Here is a 17,567-nt window from a genome sequence, read left to right on the forward strand (position 1 = left end):
AATATTGTGTATAGTTAATCTTGCGTAAAGGAGCATACATATGAAAGAAACAAGTGTTTTAGTTGGTAGATTAAAATTTATAATATTATCGTTACTAGGAATTTATTTATTTTTAATACCTGTCTCAGTAACAGATGAGGACGGGAAGACTTCAACAAGTCTGCCAGTAGCGTTTTTAGCTAATAAAACTTTAGAGTTTTTAGGCAATTCATCAGGATTAATTATCATGTTATTAATATCAGTATCTGCGATATTAACGATTATTTATTCTACAGTATTCAAGACTTCTACAAAACGTACTATCACGAATGAACTTTTTAATGTTAATTGGATTTGGGTAGTTATTAGAATTTTAGGAGCACTTTTTGCAATCTCGGTATATTTTAATGTCGGTCCCGGGGTTGTACTTAATGAAAATACTGGGGTAATGGTTTATAACGACTTATTACCAACATTATTAGCGGTATTTTTCTTTGCTGGATTGTTTCTACCATTATTAATGGATTTTGGTTTATTAGAATTTCTAGGCCCAATGTTTGCGCCAGTTATGAGACCATTATTTAAATTACCAGGTAGATCAACAGTTGATAATTTAGCTTCATTTATTGGAGATGGAACAGTAGGGGTTATGATTACGAGTCAACAATATGAACAAGGATTTTATACAAGACGTGAAGCGACAGTTATTGCAACAACATTTTCAGTTGTGTCAATTACATTTGCTATTGTTATTGCTCAAACGATAGGGCTTGTAGACCACTTCTTTAAATTCTATTTATCTGTAATTATAGCTTGTGTTGTAGCCGCATTTATTATGCCAAGAATATGGCCACTTAAACAAATACCGGATCAATATTCAAATGGTAGTACTGAAAAATTAAATGAAACGATTCCTAAGACACACAATCCATTAACATGGGGTTTTCAACAAGCCACTGATAAAGCAGTTGTGTCTCCAGGATTAAAACAATTTTTCATTAATGGTATAAAAACTGTATTAGATATGTGGTTGGCTGTATTGCCAGTCGTTATGGCTATCGGTACATTGGCTACAATTGTAGCAGAATATACACCGTTATTTAGTATATTAGGTGCACCGTTTGTACCATTATTAGAATTAATGCAAATACCTTATGCACATGAAGCTTCAGAAACTTTATTAATAGGGTTTGCTGATATGTTCTTACCATCATTATTAATTAGTGATGTGCCTAGTGATATGACAAGATTCATCGTCGGAGCATTGAGCATCTCGCAATTAATCTACTTATCAGAAGTAGGGGGCGTTATTTTAGGATCTAAAATACCAGTCAGTTTAGGTAAGTTATTTATGATTTATATTATACGTACAATCATTGCATTACCTATTATTGTTATCATGGCTCATATATTCTTTTAATTAAAAGAGAGTGCTGAGAAATCTCATTTTGGTAAAAAGATTTTGTATGCCCACCTCAGCAAGGATGCCTATATAAATAAAAAGTCCGAGACATTTATAAATGTCTCGGACTTTTTATTATGAATGCTTATGCTTTATTGTGCATATAAGTCTAATTATTTTTATTTAGGGTCTAGTGATGTTTCAACTTTAGCAATTGCGAGTTCAGAACCTAGCATTGGTGAATCGCTTTGTTCATTCTCGGATTTATCATCTTCAGATTTATCATCACGATTATGTGCTTGTTTAAAAGCATCACTTGTTTTCCAAGCTTCGAAGTCTTCTAAAGTTTCCCACCACATATTTACATGTAATAAATCATGTTCTTCTATATCTTGCATATTCCAAGTTTCAACTTTAATGAAACCTTTCATTTCTTGTAATGCGCCACCTTTAGTAAACATTGGTGCTAATTTTTCTGCATAGCCTTTTTTCATTTTAATTCTATTCGTTACAACATACATCTAAATCACTCCTATTGTTTTGGTGTTGGGTTTGTAGCCCAAATTTGTGCTGTTTTCATGAAAGTTCTAGGTTGAAGTTTTAACTGAGATACAACGACATCTGCCACGTCTTCTGCATGTGTCATCGTTTCTTCTTGTAACTTAGGTTCTCCAATTAAATCTGTGAGAACAGCTGAAGGTGTTAAATAAGAAACTCTAATATTATGTTTTCTCATTTCTTGCATAATTCCTTCAGTCATTCCAATGACTGCATATTTTGTAGCAGCGTAAATACTGCTTGTAGCATTAGCTTTAAGTCCTGACATTGAAGCGATATTTATAACATCTCCGCTTTTTTGTTTAACTAAATAAGGGAGAGATTCTTGTAGTACATAGTATATTCCTTTGACGTTAGTATCAAAAAGTTGGTCAAACTCTTCTTCATCTACTTCTAAAAAAGGATTGTTTTTCATAACGCCTGCATTATTAATAACAATATCGATAGAACCGAGTGCATGGTGAGCATCTTCTATAAATTTTTGTACATCATTTTTGCGAGCAATATTAGCGTCTTTATAAAATATATTTACATCAAAATCTTTTAGTTCATCAGCAGTTTCTTTTAGAGTATCAAGATTCCTACTTGTGATTGCAATATTAACACCTTCACGTGCTAAAGCAATTGCGATAGATTTACCGATTCCTCTAGAACCGCCTGTGATAATGGCGTTTAAGCCTGATAAACTTCTTAACATAATTGGCATCACTCCTTAACTCTATGTTAGCACGCTATGAAAAAGTAGCATAATATTTTAACTACTTAAAAAGGAGAGATACAGAAATTTTATTTAAAAAAGATTTCGTCGCACCTCCCCAGTCATCTACTGCTATTACAATAAATTAGGCTGAGACAAAAATATGTCTCAGCCTGTTTATTATTTCTAAGTATTATTTAGTTAATTCGTTATAAATTTTCTTATCGGCATGTGTATATATAATGTATTCTTTATCGTCTGTATTAATAATGACACGATTTGTTTTACCAAAAGTTGAACCAATTCTTACAACGTGATCTTGGTCTTCATTAGACAATGCATGAATGTCTTGATCTTCCTTAACCTCTTTGATTTCGTCATTTGGAATAGTAATGTCAGCTACTCTCCAGTGAATATGAACTTGATTATTATCCTTTGATACTCTCATTGCCATATCTAACACATCCTTTTGTTTGATAGCTATATCATAACGTATTATGAATTCGTTTTCAATAGAAAACAGTAAAAATGTGTTACCTTTTTAAAACAATGTGTCATACTAATAAATTAAGTATTTTTATGCAATATACTGTATAACTATTTACATTGTGCAAAAAGTATTATATGATGTTATTTATAAATAAAAAGGAGTTGGTTTCATTGGGACGAAGTTATCAAAGTTAAAAGATTTATATCAGACAAGTTTTTTAAAAGAGGTTGATTTTTCTAAAGATGAGTTAGAACAACTTATTGAATTAGCTGAAGAATTAAAATTCAAGGAGAAACATCACATACCTCAACGTTTTTTAAATGGTAAACATATTGCTTTATTGTTTGAAAAACAATCAACTCGTACACGCGCAGCATTTACTGTAGCAGCTACTAAAATGGGGGCACATGTATCTTATCTCGGTAAAGAAGATTTACAACTTGGCAGAAAGGAATCAATTGAAGATACTGCAATTGTATTAGGGTCTATGTTTGATGGGATAGCCTTTAGAGGTTTTGAACAACATACTGTTGAAGATTTAGCTAAATTTTCTAACGTACCAGTTTGGAACGGTTTAACAAATGAATGGCATCCTACTCAAATGTTAGCTGATTTCTTAACTATCAAAGAATATTTTGGTACTTATGAGAATAAGACAGTTACGTTTGTAGGCGATGGACGTAATAATGTTGCTCATTCACTATTAGTTACAAGTGCAATATTAGGCGTTAATATTCATATCGTAGCGCCGGTAGAATTACAACCAGAAGAAAGCGTACAACAACAAGCGATAGAATTAAGTGAGTTATCTGGAAGTGAAATATTGATAACAGATAACATTCAAGAGGGTGTATATGGCAGTGATGTAATTTATACAGATGTATGGTGTTCGATGGGTGAAGAAAATCAATTAGAAGCTCGTTATGAATTGTTAAAAGATTACCAAGTAAACCAACGATTAATTAATTTAACAGAACAGCCAAATACTTTATTTTTACATTGTCTACCTGCTATACACGACTTAAACACAGAAATGGGCGAACTTTGTTTTAATAAATTTGGTGTAACAAATATGGAAGTAACTGACGATGTATTCAGATCAAGTTATTCAAGAGTATTTGAACAAGCCGAAAATAGAATGCATACTATAAAAGCTCTCTTAGCAGCAACATGTGGAGAATTGTATTAATAATTAAGTTTAAATAATCGATAGTATGGTTAAATAAAAAATCGTTTCGCTATTTCTAACGAAACGATTTTTCTATTTGTTTTTTATTAGTTTTCTTCTGTTTTTCTTCATTTCCATGTATTTCGAGTAACTATATATGATGATACTAATCCATATAAAAATGAAAGTAATAAATTGATTAATATCAAAATGTTCATTTAAAAGGAATATACCTAAGAAGAACATAATGGTCGGTGCAATATATTGTAAAAATCCTGTTAAAGATAATGGGATTTTTCTTGCGCCAGCACTAAACAGTACAAGTGGAGTAGCTGTTACTACACCAGCTAATAATAACCAAGCGCTAGAAGTATTCATACCAAATGTAATATTATTCGTTTCAGATAAATAATAGATATAAATCAATGCAGCAGGTAAAGTTACAATACATTCTATTGTAATACTACTGAAAGCATCAATATCTACTACTTTTTTAATTAATCCATATAGCGCAAATGAGACAGCTAACAAGATGGATACTGTTGGAAATTCTCCAACTTGAAACGTCATAAATAGTACACCTATGAAAGCAAGTATAATCGCAATCCATTGTGCAATAGAAAATCGTTCGCCTAAAAATATAAAAGCAAATAATATACTGACTAATGGATTTATATAATACCCTAAACTAGCTTGTAGTACATGATGGTTATTGACAGCCCATATAAACGTACCCCAATTTAATGTAATAATATATCCGGCTGCTATGATAGCGATTAGCATTTTTTTGTTTTTGAATAACTTTGTTGTCGCATTTTTAAACATATTTAACTGTCTGGTTACTGTCAATAGTATAAGCATAAATACTACTGACCAAAGAACGCGGTGTGCAAGTATTTCAAATGGACCAATCTCGTCAACGAGATTCCAATATAAAGGCAGCACACCCCATATAGTATAGGCTAACCCAGCTAATAGTATGCCTTTTTTATTTTCTGACATAAATTAAGACTCCCAATGTGACTGAACTACTTCAGCTTGGTCGTGATAAATGTTCGATGCAATATTAGCTAAAAGTCTAGCTGTGCGATTATCTATATCGAATCTAGGTGATAATTCTGCTATGCTTATACTCGTACTTTTATTTGAATTCGTAACTAATTGTAGAATAGTTTGTACAATTTGAGGTTGTAATCCCATAATGCAAGGAGCGCTTACAGCAGGGGCATAACTTACATCAATTGAATCTGTACACAATGTAATCATAATTTCATCATATTCTTCTATAAAAGAGCTTATAGAAGTGATTGTCTCAATTGAAAGATGACTTCTTAATTCGTCTTCAAGAATATATCGAACGCCGTATTCATCAGCTCTTTCAAAAAGAGCTTTTGTATTACCATTTTTCTGAATGCCTAGAACAAAGTAGCCTACTTGATCATCTTGGTCCAATATTTGTTTAAACATTGTTCCTGAAGATGGTTGTTTATCATAATCCCTCATATCAAAATGAGCATCAATATTTATTATGCCTATTTTTTTGTCCTTATTTGCTTTTCTAACACCTAAATAGTGACCATATAGGATTTCGTGACCACCGCCTACAAGTACAGTGTAATGGTTATATGGAAGAATTTGAGATAATTTGTCTCCAAGTTCAGCTTGAGCTTCCTCGAGTTTAGTTTTATGACAAACGACATTACCGTAATCTGTTAAGTGTAAATATTCGTTATGAATAGGCAAGGGACTTAATGCTTTTCTAAAATGTTTCGGTCCATCGACCGCTCCTGTTCTTCCATTATTACGAGCGACACCTTCGTCACATTCAAAACCAATGAGAGCCATATTAATTTGATCGTCAAACTCTTTTATTGGTTCAATTGCTTCTTGCTCTAAGTTAACTGTGTCTATAATTTGATGATATCTAAAAGCAGAACGTAAAGTTTCGCTATCTGTTCTACCAGTCCATTCATCTTTGTTGACAGCTTTATACATAACAAATACCTCCTTGGGATGATACAATTATTTTTACTAATATTAGTTTATCATGTATGATATTCTTATGTTTTAATTAATGCTCAATTATTTTATAAGAAAGAAGTGTCTTTTATGAGTAGCAAGGAAAATAAAGCAAAAAGGCCCAGGAGTGATTCTATGAAATGGATATATGGTCTCTTAGCAGTTTGCTTAATGTTTCTAGTAGCATGTGATAATGAAACTTCTACGAATACAAATAAATCAAACCAAGACGAAAAAACTTCAGAAACGAACGCAAATAAGAAAAAAACAACGGAAGAAAAGACGACTGAGAAAAATAGTAGTCAAGAAACAGAAACGAACGAAAATACAAATCAGAATAATAATGAAGCTATTAATAACGAAAATGAATCATCGGAAGAAATTCCGATTGAAGAAAATGTTAATGGTGTTAAACCGAATCGTAATTCAGGGGAAAGTGAATTTGATACTGAGACTTATTCAAAAGCAAGAAATTGTTTATTGAATCAAGGTGACTCTCAAGCGGAGTGTGATGAAGTTGAAAACACAATTGAATTTACTCGAGCTTGGCAAAATTTAAGTCATGATGGGTATTTATGTAATGATGAGGGCTGTCAATTACCTGAAGAAAATCAGGACACTAATGAAAACAATCAACAACAGTCTCCTAACGAACAGAGTAATCAATCGAGAGATAATACTCCAAGTCAGGAAACACCTTCTTCAGAAGATGACTCTAATAAACAATCTCATGAAGATTTGAATAGACAAAATAGCAATAATGACTCAGAGCAAGAACCCAAACAGTCTAATCTGCAAAATAATCAACAAAATGAAAATAAAGCAGCAAGTTAATGATTAACCAAAAAGCGCTCGTCAATTTTGACGAGCGCTTTTTGGTGTGAAATAAGGGGGTTATTTCAACAATGGTATAGGGTTATGTTTAATATGACTTACACTGTTATTGTACCAAGTGTTATATAGAAATCAATGAATATGTGATTTAATTCACATAATTGTCAATAAATCTTTTCTACCGTGATTTAAATCACAACAAAGTCACAAAGTGTTCGTATACTTGTTCGCTTTATTATGTTAAAATTAATAAAGAAATTTATAGAAACGAGGAAAACTAATATGACGGGAAAAACACATCTAGCTTGCGGTATATTCATCGGGTCATCATTAAGTATTTATTATGGAGAGGATATCTTTACGTCTTTTACAATTGTCAGTTTATGTGGAGTGGCTAGTTTAGTACCAGATATTTGTCATTTTAAAAGCAATATAGGTAGAAAGCTTTTTCCTTTAAGTTTAATTATACGCACAATTTTTGGACATAGGACTTTTACACATTCATTACTATTTCTATTTTTAATATTTTGGGGGTTAAAGGCAATTGAAGCTCCTGAGCCATATTTAGTATCTATTATAATGGGGATGCTATCACATATTATTTTAGATATGCTTACACCTAGAGGCGTAAAATTATTCTATCCAATTAATATATCTGTAAAAATGCCCTTTGTATTTAGGACAGGCGGAGTAGTTGATTTAAGTCTTTCAACAGCATTTACCGCTATTACAGTGGTATTATGGTGGAAAGATATTTATAGATTATTTTTATAAAAATAGATATTTAAAAGTGAAGGGAGTGGGGTGGAAATCTCCTTTTAGTAAAAATATTTCATAGTCACCCTTGCCTATATTAAAGAAACAGTCCGAGACATTTATATATGCCTCGGACTGTTTTATAATACTTATGTTATTTACTGAATTTGTCTTTAAGATCTTTACCTTTGTCTTTGGCAAAATCTTTACCTTTTTCAGTATACTCGTCTTTGTTTTTGTCTACCTGCTCTTTACCTTTGTCAACTGCTTGATCTTTTGCGTCGTTAAATTTGTCTCCTAAACTCATAATAAAATCCTCCTTGACCTATTAGATATAGGATTATTTGTGTTATAGAATCTACACATTATATATCATACCCATATTTTACTTCTGTAATCATTTAAATTTTAATTATTTTATGATATTTTTAGACAAATCATTCTAAAGTCGTATAATGATAATGAGTCAAATTTTGGAGGTATTATAAATGCTAGATGAAACAATCTTAAAGCAACACGGGCAAGGTCACATTTTAGAATATTGTAAAATGATGAGCCAAAGCGAAAAAGAACAGCTACACATAGATATGGACAGAATAGATCTAGATGAAGTAGATAAATTATATGAAGATGTTTATGTAAATAGAAAAATGATTGAAATAGCAGATGATGTAGAACAAATTAATTATGACATTAAAGAAAACTTACCTGAAGAGAAATTAGCAGAGTACCGCTCATTAGGTTTAAGTGCAATTAAAGAAGGTAAATTTGCAGTTTTACTTATGGCTGGTGGCCAAGGCACGCGTTTAGGTCATAAAGCACCTAAGGGCACTTTCTCATTTAATGATAAAAGTTTATTTGAAAGACAAGCAGAACAGTTAAATAAATTATTCGAAGAAACTGGAACACCTATTCATTGGTACATCATGACGAGTGATATTAATCATAAAGATACACTATCTTTCTTTTTAGAAAATAATTATTTTGGTTATGATGAATCTTATATCCACTTTTTCAAACAAGACCATGTTGTAGCCCTATCAACAGAGGGGGAACTTGTATTAGATAAAGATAAACATATTATGCGTACCCCGAATGGAAACGGTGGCGTTTTTAAATCATTAGAAAAAGCTAATTTATTAAATGAAATGAAAGACAATGGTGTAGAATACTTATTCTTAAATAATATTGATAATGTGCTAGTTAAAGTATTAGATCCAGAATTTGCCGGTTTTATAAAAGAAAAGGATTGTGACATTACAACTAAATCAGTACAAGCATATCCAGACGAAAAAGTAGGTCGTATAGTATCTATTGATGATAAAAAACAAGTCCTTGAGTATTCAGAATTACCTGAAGGTGAGGTTAATAAATTAGAAAACGCTAATATTGGAATTCATGCCTTTAAATTAGATTTCTTAATTGAAGCGGCTTCTAAACCACTTCCTTATCACTTAGCGATTAAAAACCTTAAGCAAATAGATGAAGATTTTAGTGTAATAGAAAAAGAAACTTTAAAATTCGAATTATTTTATTTTGATATTTTCCAATATGCAAATTCATTTGCTACACTACAAGTAGATAGAAAAGAAGAATTTAGTCCATTAAAAAATAAAGAAGGAAAAGATAGTATAGAAACAGCACAACAAGATCTAGAAGCAAATCAATTATTGTAAAAGAGGTAAGTGAATGGAACAGTCTAGTAATGCAAAATCTCATCACAAAAAAGAAGGAAAAGTGAAAGAGGCCTTTAAAGATATTATGCCTCTTTCCTTTGGAGAAGAAGTGGGAAATGCAGTATCACATGGAGTACCAGCTTTTATACTGTTATTCTTTTTACCATATGCAGCAGTTGCAAGTTATATACAAGATGGTGCACTAAAATCAACAAGTGTGTCTATTTATATTATTAGTATCATGCTTATGTTCTTATCATCAGCAGTTTATCATTCTATGTCTACTTCGTCTCCGCAGAAATATATTATGCGAATTATAGATCATAGTATGATTTACATTGCAATATGTGGAACATATACACCTATCGCATTGTCTCTAGTAGGCGGATGGTTAGGTTGGGTCATAATGGGTGTCCAATGGGGCATAACAATATGGGGCATAGTTTATAAATCTACTGCTAAAAATGTTAATCATAAATTGAGTTTATCAATGTATTTAATAATGGGATGGATGGGTGTTCTTATGCTACCGTCTATTATTAATAAAACATCTCTTCTATTTATGTTATTTATACTTTTCGGTGGTATTAGTTACACAATTGGTGCATGGTTCTATGCACAAAAAGATAAAAAGTATTTCCATATGATTTGGCATTTCTTTATATTGATTGCATCCATATTTCATTTCATTGCAATAATGTACTTTATGTAGGAGGTAAGTCATGAATTACCGTTTGTATTATATTGTTTTGACAATTATTATAATGATTCAATGCTATTTCTTTTATTACTTTGTATTTAGTGATGGTAGAGCAAGCGGTTTACAATTCATGGGTGTCATTTCCCTTATATTTGGTCTTTGTTTACTTTATGTCATGATTTTATTGATCAAACATCAAAAAAGAAATAACCAACAAAAATTTAATGAACATATAAAAACCGATGAAGATAGACGATTAAAATAAAATATAAAATATTAATGAAAAGGTCTGAGACATAAAAATTGTCTCAGACTCTTTTGTTATATTGGCAGTAGCTGACTGGAAAATGCGCTTATATTAAACTTTTCAAACCTAGTCATCCTTGCCGGAGCGGGACTACGGAATCTTTTTAAAAAATAAGGATTCTGTCCTGCTCTCCTTTCTTATTTTTCATTAACTTTTTAAAAAATGGGTAAAACATATATATAAGCTATTTTTGAAATAGAAGGGGGCTTTAAAGATGACAAAAGAAAGAAAATATGAAGCGTTCCATCGAGAGGTACTTAATGAAAATGAAGAAAAACAAGGCGAGCAAGTAGAAGAAAGATTTGGTCACGAGAATATCGATCAGGCGGATGATAAATATGTAGATATGTCTCAAGATGAAATTCAAAGCAAAAATGAGATAGAAAATGACTTGTTTAAACAACTGGATGAAATTGTTGATAATGGAGCTACTTTAGAAAGACAGCAAAAAGCAACAGAATTACACAAAGAATGGTTAACATATAGCTGGCCGACTTATACAGAAGAAAGACATCTTGAAATGGTGGAGATGTATGATGAAGATGCAAGATTTAGAGAGTATTTCGGGGAAGAAAGATCAAGAGTGCTTATCACAGCTGTTAGGCATGTACTAGAAAATTAAACAAATTTAAACCAATTAATAAACTTGATTACTTGGTGTTCAGCTTTTAAAAAGCTTTTAACTATGCTGAACGCCAAGAATGATTGTTATTTTAATTGGTTTTATTATTTTTATCGTTGTATTTTTTTTGGTTTAATATGTAGAATTAGCGTAAGAGCAATTTTACAAGGAGATGGATATGATGAAAAAGCTTTTCAAAAATGGCACAATCTATACAATGATAAATCCTGATGATACATATAAAGGCGTAATTGTTAATCAGAACAAGGTTGAAAAAGTTTTGGACCAAGATGATTTAAATCGAATAAATGAAAAAGAATACGAAGTTATTGATTTAAAAGGCGAAACAATGTTTCCAGGGTTTGTGGAAACGCATATCCATGTGATGGGAACTGGTGTATGGTTGTCTTCCGTAATTTTAAATGGAGAAACGAATATTGAAGAAATTAAAAATAAAATCAAATTAAAAGCTGAAAAATTATCTGAAGGTGAATGGCTTGTTGCTGAAGGCTATGATGAAAATTTACTTGATGGTATACGTTTGAATAAACATGATTTAGATGAACTATGTAAAGACAATCCTGTTATCGTAAAACGTGTATGTAGACATGCTGCTTTTGTTAATTCTAAAGCTTTAGAATTATTAAATATTGATCATCATATTCAAAATCCTGAAGGTGGATCATATGAAAAAGTAAACGGCGAGTTAACAGGGTGGATATACGATACTGCAATGGAACCTTTTGAAGAACTTTCCATGACTGAAGATGAAAAATCTTTAACTAGACATTTAACAAATGCTGTTGATTATTTATATCAATTTGGCGTGACTGGCGCACATACTGAAGATTTAGGTTATTATAATGATTATAAAGATGTATTAAACGCATATAAAACAGTTATAGGAGATAAACAACATCAAAAACCATTTAAAGTTAGACTGTTAAGACATTTTAGTGTGTATGAACAAATGATACAAGACGGTGCTACATTTGTAGAAAATTGGCTAGAGCCAGACGCGATGAAGTTTTACGCTGATGGGGCATTCGGTGGGAGTACAGCATTAATGAAAGAACCTTACTCGAATGATCCGAGCGGGGAAAATTATGGTCTAGCTATTTATACACCGGAAGCTCTAGATGAGAAAGTAAAACTTGCAAGAAAGCATAATGGTGCTATAGCTGTTCACATGATAGGAGATAGGGCTTGCGAAATGGTATTGGATGCGATAGAAAACAATCCAGTTCCAAACGGCTTAAGAGACCGTTTAATCCATATTAGTACGTTAAATGAAGAATTATTAGAACGTGTTTCAAAATTACCTGTTATATGTGACGTTCAACCACAATTTATAACAAGCGATTTTCCATGGGTTGAAGACAAAGTAGGTTCAGAAAGAGCGAGGTATTTATATCCATTTAAATCAATGTTGGAACGTAATATTATAATAGGTGGAGGTTCAGATGCTCCGATAGAAATACCTAATCCAATTTTAGGGATTCATGCTGCTGTTAATAGACAATCATATGGACAAGATGGTGCATATTTTATTGAGGAGGCTTTACCTGTTTTTGATGCAATTGGTCTTTATACAACTCAGGCGAGTAAGATAGCTCAAACTACTGAGAAAACTGGGTTGATTAAAGCAGGTTATGAAGCGGACTTCACAGTATTAAATAAAAATCCATTTGAAATTGATAAAAAAGAATTAGCTACAATTCAGGCAACAAAAACAGTTGTAAATGGGGAAATTGTATATGAAAGAGAGTAAATTATGACTAAAAATAAAGGCATTGTATTAGCGCTTGTATTAATCATGTTTATGAGCGCTATTGAAACATCTATTGTTTCTTTGGCTACACCAACGATGCAAAAAGATTTTGGTATTGGTACAGAAGTAGCATTGATATTTACTGTTTATTTAATGGCAGTTGTATTCATGACACCAATAGTTGGTGAGTTAGTAAAGAGAATAAATATTAAGTATGTTGTTTTACTAGGTATCTCCACCTTTATTATAGGTAGTATACTTTGTGGACTTACAGAAATAACGCAAAGTTTTACACTTTTAGTTTTTTCTAGAATTATTCAAGGTATGGGAGCAGGTGTGATGATGACACTTGGCCAAGTCGTTCCTAAACTTGCTTTCCCTATACCTAGAAGATATAAAGTGATGGGAATAGTAGGAAGTGTTTGGGGTATTTCTAGTATTGTAGGACCATTACTTGGTGGCGCAATATTAGAATCCTTAAACTGGAGTTTCTTATTCTATATCAATATTCCAATCGCTCTTATTTCAATGTGGCTTGTTATTAAGTATTTTAATTTTGAACAAGATACAATTGAAAAAACGAGATTGGATTATAAAGGCCTAATTGTATTCTATGGAGCTGTTGCTAGTTTCTTGTGTATTGTTTCTGAACAAGTTCCTTCCATAGTAAGAATACTAAGTATTGTTACTTTAATTGTTTTTATATTTTTACTATTTAAAGTTGAAAAGAAAGTTAAAAATCCATTTGTTCCGATAGCATCTATTAATAAGAAAATAATACTCGTATTATTTACAGATTTGATTTATTCAACAATGCTGATGGGATACACTATATTTATGCCTATATACCTACAAAATGAACAAGACTTTACGCCATTGCAAAGTGGACTACTCATTTTCCCTATGTCTGTAGGTTGGCTAATTATTACTTTTGTTTTAGGTAAATTAGATAAGTTGGCTTTGAAATTTATTTATATGTTAGCATTCTTAGCAATGTTTGTAGGGGCGTTTGCCATCTTAACAGGTGTTGAAATGATTGCGATTATACCTTTTGCTGTATTTGTAATGGGAACTTCATTTGGAACGGTATATACAAAAGATGTCGTAATTGTTCAAGAAGAGTCACCACCTCAACATTTAGGTTCAATGATGTCTATTTATACATTGTTCAAAACAATCGGAAGTACAACAGGATCATTAATTGTTGCATCTATATTTGCATTAAACGTCCCATTTTTAGTATATGGTATTCAAAATATTATGTTATACATCATGTTAATTGTAGTGATATTAACATTTGTATGGGCGATTATTTTTAAAGAAGTTAAAAGTTAGATTTAATTTGTATGTAAACATATTTAAAAGGAGTAGCGCTTTATGAGAAGAAAAAACAAACGCTTTGATATTTTTCATTTGCTAGCGATACTAGCTATCGTAGGTATATTTACTATATCTGGTGCTATATTTATCGTGCTACTTTCCTTTGGTATGTTTGGATTAAGCAGAATACTTATATATTATGGTTTAGCAGAGTTTAACTATAATAAAAGCATGATTGACAATTTAATTTATTACGGCAGTTATATACTATTCGGATATTTCACTTTAGTAGCCATTGAATTGTTGCTAGATAGGTTTAAAACCAAATTAAATGATAACCCTTATTTTAAAGGTATGACATTTCACTTATTAACGATATCGGTGAGCACCGTTATGTTTTATTTTTGCGTTCATATTTACTATTCTCAAATTAAAATTGATTTTTGGGTGATTTTGATCATAATCACGATTCTGTACATCTGTACTGAAATATTCTATCCAGAAAGTAAAAATTTAAATAAATAGAACGTTTATTTTGATTTCCGAAATAAATTAGTGCATAATAGCTAAGGTATATTTAGAAGGAGATGAAACCATGGACGTTCAGGATATTTCAAAAGGTAAAAGAAATTTAGTTGTCGCTGTCATGTTAGTCAGTGCTTTCGTGGCTATTTTAAACCAAACTTTATTAAACACAGCGATACCTGAAATCATGGTGCATTTAAATATTGATGCTAACCAAGGGCAATGGTTAATGACAGGATTCATGCTAGTCAATGGTGTTATGATACCTGCCACTGCATTTTTAATGGACAAATTTAATACGAGACCACTTTATTTAATGGCGATGCTATCGTTTACGATAGGTACGGTAGTTGCTGCTTTAGCACCTACTTTTAGTGTTTTAATGTTAGCAAGAGTACTTCAAGCGATGGGCGCAGGCGTTATGATGCCACTTATGCAATTCGTACTATTTAATTTATTCCCTAAAGAAAAACGTGGTTTTGCAATGGGTATGGCAGGTCTTGTTATTTCATTCGCACCTGCAATAGGACCAACTTTATCAGGTTACTTAGTTGATAATTTTAGTTGGAGAAGTCCGTTTTATTCAATCATTCCATTTGCAGTAGTAGCATTGAGTTTTGGAGCGAAATATTTAACTAATATTTCTAAACCAAAAGATGTTCATTTAGATGTACCATCAATTATATTATCAACAGTAGGGTTTGGTGCCCTCTTATATGGATTTAGTAGTGCAGGATCGATGGGCTTTTCATCACTAACTGTTATTGTTTCATTAATAATAGGTATAGTGACAATCGTAATATTCCTAACAAGACAATTAAAATTAACAAATCCATTATTAAATATCAGAGTGTTTAAATATAAAACATTCGCTTTAACTACAGTTATGAGTGTATTTACTATGATATCTTTAATAGGACCATCTTTATTAATGCCAATGTATATGCAAGATGCTAGAGGATATTCAGCGCTCATTTCCGGTTTATTATTATTACCTGGGGCAATTATTACTGGTGTAATGTCACTTGTAACAGGTAGATTATTCGATAAATATGGTGCTAAATGGTTAGCGATAACAGGTTTTACAATTATAACGATTACAACGTTTATGCTGGCATTTATGAGTACAGACACTTCATTAGTATATTTAATTGTAGTATATACTATTAGAATGTTCGGCGTATCGATGATAATGATGCCTGTAAATACAGCTGGTTTAAATGCAATACCAAACGACTTATTATCACATGGTACTGCTATGATGAATACATTACGTACAATTTCTGGTTCGATCGGTACAGGTATATTAGTAACAATCATGTCAATTGGTGCTAAAAACTTTAACCCATCAAAAGAACAATTTGAAGCGGCAAGCGCTGGAAATAAAGCTGAGATATTGCAATCTCAAGCAATGATACACGGTATTAATACTGCATTCCTAGTATTAACTGTAATTGTATTTTTTGGTATAGTTCTTTCTATGTTTATAAAAACAGAGAACAAACACCAAAATACAAGAATTCCAAATCATTCAAATTAAATTTAAAAGAAGCAGGCTAAGACATTTAATTAATGTCTCGCCTGCTTTTTTTGAACAATAAACTAACAATTAATCTATATTTTTTGTTACACTGAATATGATACGAATAGATTAACAAGAAGAAGGGAAGTAGTAGCATTGTTATCTGTAGAACAGGTTAAAGAATTAGTAGGGGAGTTACACGACCCGATAGTAGATGTACCAATTAAAGAAACTGGTGGAATTGTAGAAGTTAGCGTTAAAGAAGAAAAAGAACACATTAGTGTTAAAATAGCGATTGCCAAGATGGGTGGACAACCGCAACTTGATTTACAAATGGAAATTGTAGACCTATTAAAAGACAACGGTGCTAAAACTGTTGGAATACGTTTCGATGAATTATCTGAAGAAACATTAGAAAAATTCAAAGGAATAATGGAAGAACAAACAATAGAAGGATTATTATCTAAAGATAATCCAGTTGAATTTATAGCAGTAGCTTCTGGTAAAGGTGGAGTTGGTAAATCAACTATTGCCGTAAACTTAGCAGTATCATTAGCAAGACAAGGAAAAAAAGTTGGTCTTGTAGACGCAGACATTTATGGTTTTAGTGTACCTGATATGATGGGTATTCAGGAAAAACCTGAAGTAGAAGGGGAGCATATCATACCTGTAGAAAGAGAAGGTGTTAAAGTTATTTCTATGGCTTTCTTTGTTGAAGAAAACGCACCTGTAATTTGGAGAGGTCCAATGCTAGGTAAAATGATTACTAGTTTCTTCACAGAAGTTAAATGGGGAGAATTAGATTATTTAATCTTAGATTTACCTCCAGGCACGGGCGATGTGGCACTCGACGTGCATACGATGTTACCTTCTAGTAAGGAAATAATAGTGACAACACCTCATCCAACCGCAGCATTTGTTGCAGCAAGAGCTGGAGCTATGGCTAAACATACTGAACATACAATACTAGGTGTCATAGAAAATATGTCATATTTCCAAAGTAAAGAAACTGGAAATAAGGAATATGTGTTTGGTAAAGGTGGCGGTGCTAAATTAGCACAAGAGTTACAAACGCCATTATTAGGAGAATTACCGTTGAGTCAACCAGAATGGAATGAAGAGAATTTCTCTCCTTCTATTTATGGTTCTCATGAACCACTAGGCAAAATTTATGATCAAATAGCTGAAAATGTTATTGATATTACAACGGAATCATAATAC

At 31.9% G+C, this 17,567-nt stretch carries 19 protein-coding genes; 13 read left to right on the forward strand and 6 right to left on the reverse strand.

The genetic code is table 11. The features are described 5' to 3' along the window. The first annotated feature begins 40 nt into the window (after positions 1–40). Positions 41–1,399 (forward strand): YjiH family protein, encoded by a 1,359-nt coding sequence (locus tag ACNMOQ_RS02505; protein ID WP_017001189.1) that lies wholly within the window; start codon positions 41–43, stop codon positions 1,397–1,399. Positions 1,400–1,560: 161 nt separating this feature from the next. Here the strand turns inward: ACNMOQ_RS02505 and ACNMOQ_RS02510 are convergent, their stop codons facing one another. From ACNMOQ_RS02510 to ACNMOQ_RS02520, 3 genes are all read right to left on the reverse strand, one after another. Then, positions 1,561–1,902 carry a heme oxygenase gene (locus ACNMOQ_RS02510; RefSeq protein ID WP_064205193.1) on the reverse strand — a complete coding sequence of 114 codons (342 nt, stop codon included), beginning with the start codon at positions 1,900–1,902 and terminating at the stop codon, positions 1,561–1,563. A gap of 11 nt (positions 1,903–1,913) precedes the next feature. After that, positions 1,914–2,636 (reverse strand): SDR family NAD(P)-dependent oxidoreductase, encoded by a 723-nt coding sequence (locus ACNMOQ_RS02515; protein ID WP_064211661.1) that lies wholly within the window; start codon positions 2,634–2,636, stop codon positions 1,914–1,916. 193 nt (positions 2,637–2,829) lie between these two features. After that, positions 2,830–3,090 carry a SunI/YnzG family protein gene (locus ACNMOQ_RS02520; protein WP_064211662.1) on the reverse strand — a complete coding sequence of 87 codons (261 nt, stop codon included), beginning with the start codon at positions 3,088–3,090 and terminating at the stop codon, positions 2,830–2,832. Positions 3,091–3,295: 205 nt separating this feature from the next. Between ACNMOQ_RS02520 and argF the strand changes: the two genes are divergently transcribed. Next, positions 3,296–4,315 carry an ornithine carbamoyltransferase gene (gene argF / locus ACNMOQ_RS02525; RefSeq protein ID WP_182094109.1) on the forward strand — a complete coding sequence of 340 codons (1,020 nt, stop codon included), beginning with the start codon at positions 3,296–3,298 and terminating at the stop codon, positions 4,313–4,315. A gap of 72 nt (positions 4,316–4,387) precedes the next feature. Here argF and rarD read toward each other — a convergent pair whose 3' ends face one another. Further along, complete coding sequence (gene rarD / locus ACNMOQ_RS02530; protein WP_016998972.1) at positions 4,388–5,296, reverse strand: EamA family transporter RarD; 909 nt, start codon at positions 5,294–5,296, stop codon at positions 4,388–4,390. Positions 5,297–5,299: 3 nt separating this feature from the next. After that, positions 5,300–6,289 carry a formimidoylglutamase gene (gene hutG / locus ACNMOQ_RS02535; RefSeq protein WP_016998973.1) on the reverse strand — a complete coding sequence of 330 codons (990 nt, stop codon included), beginning with the start codon at positions 6,287–6,289 and terminating at the stop codon, positions 5,300–5,302. Between the two features lie 159 nt (positions 6,290–6,448). Here hutG and ACNMOQ_RS02540 point away from each other — a divergent pair, with 159 nt between their 5' ends. Both ACNMOQ_RS02540 and ACNMOQ_RS02545 read left to right on the forward strand, forming a co-directional pair. Continuing rightward, positions 6,449–7,147 (forward strand): hypothetical protein, encoded by a 699-nt coding sequence (locus tag ACNMOQ_RS02540; protein ID WP_218708775.1) that lies wholly within the window; start codon positions 6,449–6,451, stop codon positions 7,145–7,147. Positions 7,148–7,429: 282 nt separating this feature from the next. Further along, positions 7,430–7,921: a metal-dependent hydrolase gene (locus tag ACNMOQ_RS02545; protein ID WP_016998975.1), complete on the forward strand. Its 492-nt coding sequence runs from the start codon at positions 7,430–7,432 to the stop codon at positions 7,919–7,921. Positions 7,922–8,057: 136 nt separating this feature from the next. On the opposite strand, the gene ACNMOQ_RS02550 is transcribed toward ACNMOQ_RS02545, so the two are convergent. Continuing rightward, the gene (locus ACNMOQ_RS02550; protein WP_016998976.1) at positions 8,058–8,210 is read right to left on the reverse strand and encodes a hypothetical protein; all 153 of its coding nucleotides are present in this window, start codon (positions 8,208–8,210) and stop codon (positions 8,058–8,060) included. 181 nt (positions 8,211–8,391) lie between these two features. Here ACNMOQ_RS02550 and ACNMOQ_RS02555 point away from each other — a divergent pair, with 181 nt between their 5' ends. The 9 genes from ACNMOQ_RS02555 to ACNMOQ_RS02595 all read left to right on the forward strand — a co-directional run bounded on the left by ACNMOQ_RS02555 (position 8,392) and on the right by ACNMOQ_RS02595 (position 17,564). Beyond that, positions 8,392–9,579: a UTP--glucose-1-phosphate uridylyltransferase gene (locus ACNMOQ_RS02555; protein ID WP_103269460.1), complete on the forward strand. Its 1,188-nt coding sequence runs from the start codon at positions 8,392–8,394 to the stop codon at positions 9,577–9,579. Between the two features lie 13 nt (positions 9,580–9,592). Next, positions 9,593–10,291 (forward strand): PAQR family membrane homeostasis protein TrhA, encoded by a 699-nt coding sequence (gene trhA, locus ACNMOQ_RS02560; RefSeq protein WP_016998978.1) that lies wholly within the window; start codon positions 9,593–9,595, stop codon positions 10,289–10,291. Between the two features lie 10 nt (positions 10,292–10,301). Further along, positions 10,302–10,544 (forward strand): hypothetical protein, encoded by a 243-nt coding sequence (locus tag ACNMOQ_RS02565; RefSeq protein ID WP_103269459.1) that lies wholly within the window; start codon positions 10,302–10,304, stop codon positions 10,542–10,544. 256 nt (positions 10,545–10,800) lie between these two features. Then, positions 10,801–11,208 (forward strand): TipAS antibiotic-recognition domain-containing protein, encoded by a 408-nt coding sequence (locus ACNMOQ_RS02570; RefSeq protein ID WP_016998980.1) that lies wholly within the window; start codon positions 10,801–10,803, stop codon positions 11,206–11,208. A gap of 181 nt (positions 11,209–11,389) precedes the next feature. After that, positions 11,390–12,979: an amidohydrolase gene (locus tag ACNMOQ_RS02575; RefSeq protein WP_064211666.1), complete on the forward strand. Its 1,590-nt coding sequence runs from the start codon at positions 11,390–11,392 to the stop codon at positions 12,977–12,979. A gap of 3 nt (positions 12,980–12,982) precedes the next feature. Beyond that, the gene (gene sdrM / locus ACNMOQ_RS02580; protein ID WP_103269456.1) at positions 12,983–14,314 is read left to right on the forward strand and encodes a multidrug efflux MFS transporter SdrM; all 1,332 of its coding nucleotides are present in this window, start codon (positions 12,983–12,985) and stop codon (positions 14,312–14,314) included. Positions 14,315–14,356: 42 nt separating this feature from the next. Continuing rightward, positions 14,357–14,824: a SepA family multidrug efflux transporter gene (locus ACNMOQ_RS02585; protein ID WP_016998983.1), complete on the forward strand. Its 468-nt coding sequence runs from the start codon at positions 14,357–14,359 to the stop codon at positions 14,822–14,824. Between the two features lie 70 nt (positions 14,825–14,894). Continuing rightward, the gene (locus ACNMOQ_RS02590) at positions 14,895–16,364 is read left to right on the forward strand and encodes an MDR family MFS transporter (protein ID WP_416350224.1); all 1,470 of its coding nucleotides are present in this window, start codon (positions 14,895–14,897) and stop codon (positions 16,362–16,364) included. A gap of 138 nt (positions 16,365–16,502) precedes the next feature. Then, positions 16,503–17,564 (forward strand): Mrp/NBP35 family ATP-binding protein, encoded by a 1,062-nt coding sequence (locus ACNMOQ_RS02595; protein WP_016998985.1) that lies wholly within the window; start codon positions 16,503–16,505, stop codon positions 17,562–17,564. The last annotated feature ends 3 nt before the right edge of the window (positions 17,565–17,567 follow it).

It is taken from the genome of Mammaliicoccus lentus (assembly GCF_947036595.1).
GTDB lineage: Bacteria > Bacillota > Bacilli > Staphylococcales > Staphylococcaceae > Mammaliicoccus > Mammaliicoccus lentus.

What these genes read in the sequence shown, in the direction of transcription:
- ACNMOQ_RS02505 (WP_017001189.1), top strand. Translation starts at nt 41, where the DNA reads ATGAAAGAAACAAGTGTTTTAGTTGGTAGATTAAAATTTATAATATTA.
- ACNMOQ_RS02510 (WP_064205193.1), bottom strand. Translation starts at nt 1,902, where the DNA reads ATGTATGTTGTAACGAATAGAATTAAAATGAAAAAAGGCTATGCAGAA.
- ACNMOQ_RS02515 (WP_064211661.1), bottom strand. Translation starts at nt 2,636, where the DNA reads ATGTTAAGAAGTTTATCAGGCTTAAACGCCATTATCACAGGCGGTTCT.
- ACNMOQ_RS02520 (WP_064211662.1), bottom strand. Translation starts at nt 3,090, where the DNA reads ATGGCAATGAGAGTATCAAAGGATAATAATCAAGTTCATATTCACTGG.
- rarD (WP_016998972.1), bottom strand. Translation starts at nt 5,296, where the DNA reads ATGTCAGAAAATAAAAAAGGCATACTATTAGCTGGGTTAGCCTATACT.
- hutG (WP_016998973.1), bottom strand. Translation starts at nt 6,289, where the DNA reads ATGTATAAAGCTGTCAACAAAGATGAATGGACTGGTAGAACAGATAGC.
- ACNMOQ_RS02540 (WP_218708775.1), top strand. Translation starts at nt 6,449, where the DNA reads ATGAAATGGATATATGGTCTCTTAGCAGTTTGCTTAATGTTTCTAGTA.
- ACNMOQ_RS02545 (WP_016998975.1), top strand. Translation starts at nt 7,430, where the DNA reads ATGACGGGAAAAACACATCTAGCTTGCGGTATATTCATCGGGTCATCA.
- ACNMOQ_RS02550 (WP_016998976.1), bottom strand. Translation starts at nt 8,210, where the DNA reads ATGAGTTTAGGAGACAAATTTAACGACGCAAAAGATCAAGCAGTTGAC.
- ACNMOQ_RS02555 (WP_103269460.1), top strand. Translation starts at nt 8,392, where the DNA reads ATGCTAGATGAAACAATCTTAAAGCAACACGGGCAAGGTCACATTTTA.
- trhA (WP_016998978.1), top strand. Translation starts at nt 9,593, where the DNA reads ATGGAACAGTCTAGTAATGCAAAATCTCATCACAAAAAAGAAGGAAAA.
- ACNMOQ_RS02565 (WP_103269459.1), top strand. Translation starts at nt 10,302, where the DNA reads ATGAATTACCGTTTGTATTATATTGTTTTGACAATTATTATAATGATT.
- ACNMOQ_RS02570 (WP_016998980.1), top strand. Translation starts at nt 10,801, where the DNA reads ATGACAAAAGAAAGAAAATATGAAGCGTTCCATCGAGAGGTACTTAAT.
- ACNMOQ_RS02575 (WP_064211666.1), top strand. Translation starts at nt 11,390, where the DNA reads ATGAAAAAGCTTTTCAAAAATGGCACAATCTATACAATGATAAATCCT.
- sdrM (WP_103269456.1), top strand. Translation starts at nt 12,983, where the DNA reads ATGACTAAAAATAAAGGCATTGTATTAGCGCTTGTATTAATCATGTTT.
- ACNMOQ_RS02585 (WP_016998983.1), top strand. Translation starts at nt 14,357, where the DNA reads ATGAGAAGAAAAAACAAACGCTTTGATATTTTTCATTTGCTAGCGATA.
- ACNMOQ_RS02590 (WP_416350224.1), top strand. Translation starts at nt 14,895, where the DNA reads ATGGACGTTCAGGATATTTCAAAAGGTAAAAGAAATTTAGTTGTCGCT.